The organism is Dokdonella sp. (genome assembly GCF_036518555.1).
GTDB lineage: Bacteria > Pseudomonadota > Gammaproteobacteria > Xanthomonadales > Rhodanobacteraceae > Dokdonella_A.
Genome location: NZ_DATDMY010000283.1, coordinates 1 through 4,851, shown reverse-complemented (window position 1 = coordinate 4,851; position 4,851 = coordinate 1). Strand labels below are relative to the sequence as shown.

Sequence of the window (4,851 nt, the reverse complement as noted above, 5' to 3'; positions counted from 1 at the left end):
GTACAGGCGCGAGGTCTTGCCGCCGCCGAGCACGTCGGCGGCGAGTTCGAGCAGGCCTTCGTCCGCATCGGCGAGGCCGGGCACGTTCCACTCGCGCACGATGCGCGTCTGCGCGACGCGGTCGGTCATCGTGTCGCGCGTGGACTGCGTGCGCGGTGCCGTCCACGGCTGCTGGCGCGGCACCGGCGCGCCCGCCGGGATGTCGCCGAAGTACGCCTGCACCTTCTCCTTCGCGACCTCGGGCGTGATGTCGCCGACGATCGAGATCGTCACGTTGGCGGCGCCGTACCAGGCCTGGAACCACTGCTTGACGTAGGCGAGCGAGGCCGCGTCGAGATCCTTCATCGAACCGATCGTGTCGTGGTGGTACGGATGGTTCGCCGGGAACGCATTCGCCGCGACGCGCTCGTCGACGCGACCGTACGGCTGGTTCTCGCCCTGGCGCTTCTCGTTCTGCACGACGCCGCGCTGCTCGTCCAGTTCGGCCTGGCCGATCGCCCCGAGCAGGTGGCCCATGCGGTCGGATTCCATCCACAGCGTCATGTCGAGCGCGGTGGTCGGCACGGTCTCGTAGTAGTTGGTGCGGTCGAACCAGGTCGTGCCGTTCTGGTCGGTCGCGCCGGCGAGTTCGAACGGTCGGAAGAATTCGTCCTTGTGGTTCTCCGAGCCCTGGAACATGAGGTGCTCGAACAGGTGCGCGAAGCCGGTCTTGCCGGCCGGCTCGTCGGCCGAACCGACGTGGTACCACACGCTGACCGCGACCACAGGGGCCTTGTGGTCCTCGCTGACGACGAGGGTGAGGCCGTTCGGCAAGGTGAATCGCGTGAACGGGATGTCGATCGCATCGCCGCGGGCCGCGGGCGCGGCGGCGGCCCCCATGCTGGCGAAACAGGCGGCGGCGGCGAGGCAGGCGAAGGACTTGCGCATGGATTCTCCTGGCGATGCGCGGAACACGGAAAACGTGCAGGTTACGCGGCCGTCGGCGTCGGCCGCAACGGACGTAGGTCACGGCCGCGACGACCGACGCGCGGGCCTCTGAAGCCGGCGGTCGGTTCCGTTAGACTGCGGCGCGGCGGCAGGGTTCGCCGCGTCGCAGGAGATGCGCATGTCGCATGCCCTCGTCACCGGCGCGAACCGCGGCATCGGCCTCGAGTTCGTGCGCCAGCTGCTCGCGCGCGGCGAGCGCGTGATCGCGACCTGCCGCCATCCGGGTCGCGCGCTCGAATTGACCCGTCTGGCGGGCGCCCACCCCGGGCACCTGCTCGTGCTGCCGCTGACCTTGCCGGATCCGCGCTCGATCGCCGAACTCGCGCGCGAGATCGTCACGCTCGACCTGCGCGTCGGGCTGCTCGTGAACAACGCAGGCATGCTCGTGGAGGGCGAGCGCTTCGGCTCGATCGAGGCGAAGGCGCTCGCCGACAGTTTCGCTACGAACGCGCAGGGCCCGTTCCTCCTCGCGCAGGCGCTCGCCCCACGCCTCGCCGACGGTGCGCGCGTGGCCAGCCTCACGAGCACGCTCGGATCGATCGGCGGCACCGATTCGCTCTACAGCCCGAGCTACTCGATCAGCAAGGCCGCGCTCAACATGGCCTCGCGCCTGCTCGCGCTCGCGCTCAAGCCGCAGCGTGCGATCGTGATCGCGCTGTGCCCGGGCTGGGTGCGCACCGACATGGGCGGCGCGAACGCACCGCTGAGCGCCTCGGAATCCGTCGCGGCGATGCTGCGCACGATCGACGCGCTCAAGCCCGGCGACAGTGGCCGCTTCCTCTCCGAACGCGGGCACGAGATCCCCTGGTAGCTGTCCGCGGCGTGTCCGCGGGCGTGTCCGCACGCCGCGGACGCGCACGCCCGCAGGGCGCATGCGCGCATGCGTGGCTTGGCGACGTATCCGGCGTCGACGCGCCGATGCACGCGCGAGCGCGCGGAAACCGCGTGAAACGGCCGCGTGCGCGTGCACGACGTGACTTCCGGCCTAGCAACTCTTTTCGCCTTCGCTGCATCCATAGATCCGTGAGCAGGGCAGCTCCCCTGGTTGGCACATCGCTTGCTCTGCACGAACTGGAAGCTCGCAAAAAGGAGAAATGTCATGAACGTCCGCACTCCGCTCATCCGCGCCGCCCTGGCCGCGACGATGGTCGCGGGTTCCTTCGCCATCGAACGCGTGCCGCACGCGGCCGCCGCCGACGCGGGCATGTCGGTCGAGGCGCGCGCGCCGCTGCACGCGACCTTGCTGCCGGCACTGCGCGTGACCGCGCGCGCGGCGAACCCGGACGACAGCGTCGCCAGCGAACTCGCCGCGGGCGAGGCGTTGCCGGTGACCTTGCTGCCGACCGTGCGCGTGACCGCGTCCGCCGCCGACTTCGCGATGCTCGTCGCACCGTTCGAGCGCGTGCTCGCCGGCGACGCCGACGGCGTGCTGCTCGCCGCCGAGTGACACCACGGCGCGAGCGCGGCATCGACGCCGCGCTTGCGCCCCGGGTGGACGCACCGCTCGCACCGATCCGGCGTCCCCGTGGGCGATAATGCGCGCGTGCTGCACGTCGTCCTCTACCAGCCCGAGATTCCGCCCAACACCGGCAACGTGATTCGCCTGTGCGCGAACAGCGGCGCCGCCTTGCATCTCGTGCGGCCGCTCGGTTTCGACCTCGATCACGCCAAGCTGCGCCGCGCGGGCCTCGATTACCACGAGTTCGCCGAGGTCGCCGTGCACGACGACCTCGCGGCGTTCGCCGCGGCCGTCGCGCCGCGTCGGCTGTTCGCGTTGTCGACGCGCGGGCGCGAGCGCTACGACCAGGTCGCCTACGCCGACGGCGATGCGTTCCTGTTCGGTCCGGAGACGCGCGGCCTGCCGCAGGACGTGCTCGACGCGATCGCGCCCGAACGGCGCCTGCGCCTGCCGATGCGGCCGGGCAATCGCAGCCTCAACCTGTCGAATGCGGTCGCGGTGGTCGTGTTCGAGGCGTGGCGGCAGCTCGGCTTCGCCGGCAGCGCGTGATCCCTTCGGAGACATCCTGTGGGCGCGGCGGAAGCCGCGATGCCGTCCTGCACGCGGCGGCATCCCGACTGGTGCCGCGCGGCAACGCAGGGCAGGTCCCGGCCAACCGGTCGCGTCGAAGGCGGCGGGCCTGGGCCCGCCCTACGGATATTCGGGTTTCTGCTCGCGTGCGAGCAGCGCACGCATGCCTTCCGCGGGCGTGAGTTCCTCGTGCAGCACCTTCTGCACGAGCGCGGTGATCGGCAGTTCGACGCGGTGCGCGTCGGCGAGCTTCATCACGGTGTCGACCGTCTGCACGCTCTCGACGACCTGGCCGATCTCGGCGATCGCCGTTGCGAGCGGGGTCCCGCGGCCGAGCGCGAGGCCGAGCCGGCGGTTGCGCGAAAGATCGCCGGTGCAGGTGAGGACGAGGTCGCCGAGGCCGGCGAGGCCCATGAGCGTTTCCGCGCGCGAGCCGAGCGCGCCGCCGAGGCGCAGCATCTCGGCGAGACCGCGCGTGATCAGGCCCGCGCGTGCGTTGAGGCCCATCTGCATGCCGTCGGCGACGCCGGTCGCGACGGCGAGCACGTTCTTCATCGCGCCGCCGAGCTCGGCGCCGAGCACGTCGTTGCCGGTGTAGGCGCGGAAGCGCGGCGAGTGGAGCGCGCGCGCGACCCCCTGTGCGAACGCCGGATCGGCCGAATGCACGGTGAGCGCGGTCGGCAGGCCGAGCGCGACTTCGCGCGCGAACGACGGCCCGGTGACGACCGCACCCGGATGGCCGGGTAGGCGCTCGGCGACGAGCTCGTGCAGGAAGCGGCCCGATGCGGGGTCGAAGCCCTTGGTCGCCCACGCGATGCCGACGCCGGGTGCGACCCACGGCGCGATCGTGAGCAGCAGGTCGTCGAACGCGTGGCTCGGCACCGCGATCAGCACGGTACCGGCGTCGCGCACGCAGGGTTCGAGCGCGGCGGACAACTGCAGCGCGTCGGGCAATTCGAGATCGGGCAGGTAGCGCGCGTTGCGGCGCGTCGTCGCCATGTCGACGACCGCCTGCGGCGTGCGACCCCAGAGCGTGGTCGGCACGCCGTTGCGCGCGAGTTGCACCGCGAGCGCGGTGCCCCACGAACCCGCGCCGAGCACGGCGAACGTGTTCATCGCGCGAGCTCCGCCGCCCGGCGAGCGCCGGCGGCGGAGTCCCTCATGGAATGGACCGCCATCATGCGCGGCCGCGCAGGATCAGGCGTTGGCGCCCTGCGGAGCGCCCGATTCGGCGCGGCGGCGCATCTGCTCGGCGTACAGCGCATCGAAGTTGATCGGCTGCAGGAAGAACGGCGGGAAGCCGCCGTTCTGCACGAGCTCGGAGATCACCTGGCGCGCGTACGGGAACAGCACGTTCGGGCAATAGGTCGCGAGCACGGCGTCGCGGCCCTGCGCATCGAATCCGGTGAGACCGAAGATGCCGGCCTGCTGCACTTCGGCGAGGTACGCGGTCTTGTCCTCGACGCGGCAGGTCGCGGTCACGCTGAGCACCACCTCGTAGACGTCGGCGCCGAGCGGCGCGACGCGCTGCGCAAGGTTCAGCTCGACGTTCGGCTGGCCCTGCTGCTGGAAGATCTGCGGCGCGCTCGGGGCCTCGAACGAAACGTCCTTGACGTAGATGCGCTGCAGGTTCAGCTGCGCCTGATTCTGCTCGGGGGCGGTCGCGCCGTTGGTGTTGTCTGCCATGGGGTGTGCTCGATTGAAGGGGTAAAAGGCCGTCGATTATCCCTTGGACGCGGCGGCGGCGCACCCGGCCCGCGCGGTCGCGCGGAGACGCTCGCCGCCGGGTCGCGCGCGCCTTGCGACGAGCGCGCCGCGACGGCATCGCCGTGCAC

Annotated in this window: 6 protein-coding genes; 3 read left to right on the top strand and 3 right to left on the bottom strand. The window is 71.4% G+C overall.

The features are described 5' to 3' along the window. A partial coding sequence (locus VI238_RS15395; RefSeq protein ID WP_414650075.1) for a M16 family metallopeptidase occupies positions 1 to 927 on the bottom strand: 927 nt, incomplete at its 3' end. A 178-nt stretch (positions 928 to 1,105) separates the two neighbouring features. Between VI238_RS15395 and VI238_RS15390 the strand changes: the two genes are divergently transcribed. The 3 genes from VI238_RS15390 to trmL all read left to right on the top strand — a co-directional run bounded on the left by VI238_RS15390 (position 1,106) and on the right by trmL (position 2,995). Next, positions 1,106 to 1,798, top strand: a complete 693-nt coding sequence (locus VI238_RS15390) for an SDR family oxidoreductase (RefSeq protein ID WP_331652927.1) — start codon at positions 1,106 to 1,108, stop codon at positions 1,796 to 1,798. Positions 1,799 to 2,086: 288 nt separating this feature from the next. Then, positions 2,087 to 2,434 (top strand): hypothetical protein, encoded by a 348-nt coding sequence (locus VI238_RS15385; RefSeq protein ID WP_331652925.1) that lies wholly within the window; start codon positions 2,087 to 2,089, stop codon positions 2,432 to 2,434. 78 nt (positions 2,435 to 2,512) lie between these two features. After that, a complete protein-coding gene (trmL, locus tag VI238_RS15380) occupies positions 2,513 to 2,995 on the top strand; it encodes a tRNA (uridine(34)/cytosine(34)/5-carboxymethylaminomethyluridine(34)-2'-O)-methyltransferase TrmL (protein ID WP_331652923.1) in 483 nt (160 codons plus the stop codon). Positions 2,996 to 3,136: 141 nt separating this feature from the next. Here the strand turns inward: trmL and VI238_RS15375 are convergent, their stop codons facing one another. Next, entirely contained in the window at positions 3,137 to 4,132 is a 996-nt protein-coding gene (locus VI238_RS15375; RefSeq protein WP_331652921.1) for an NAD(P)H-dependent glycerol-3-phosphate dehydrogenase, read from the bottom strand. An 81-nt stretch (positions 4,133 to 4,213) separates the two neighbouring features. Continuing rightward, complete coding sequence (gene secB, locus VI238_RS15370; RefSeq protein ID WP_331652919.1) at positions 4,214 to 4,702, bottom strand: protein-export chaperone SecB; 489 nt, start codon at positions 4,700 to 4,702, stop codon at positions 4,214 to 4,216. Between the last annotated feature and the right edge of the window lie 149 nt (positions 4,703 to 4,851).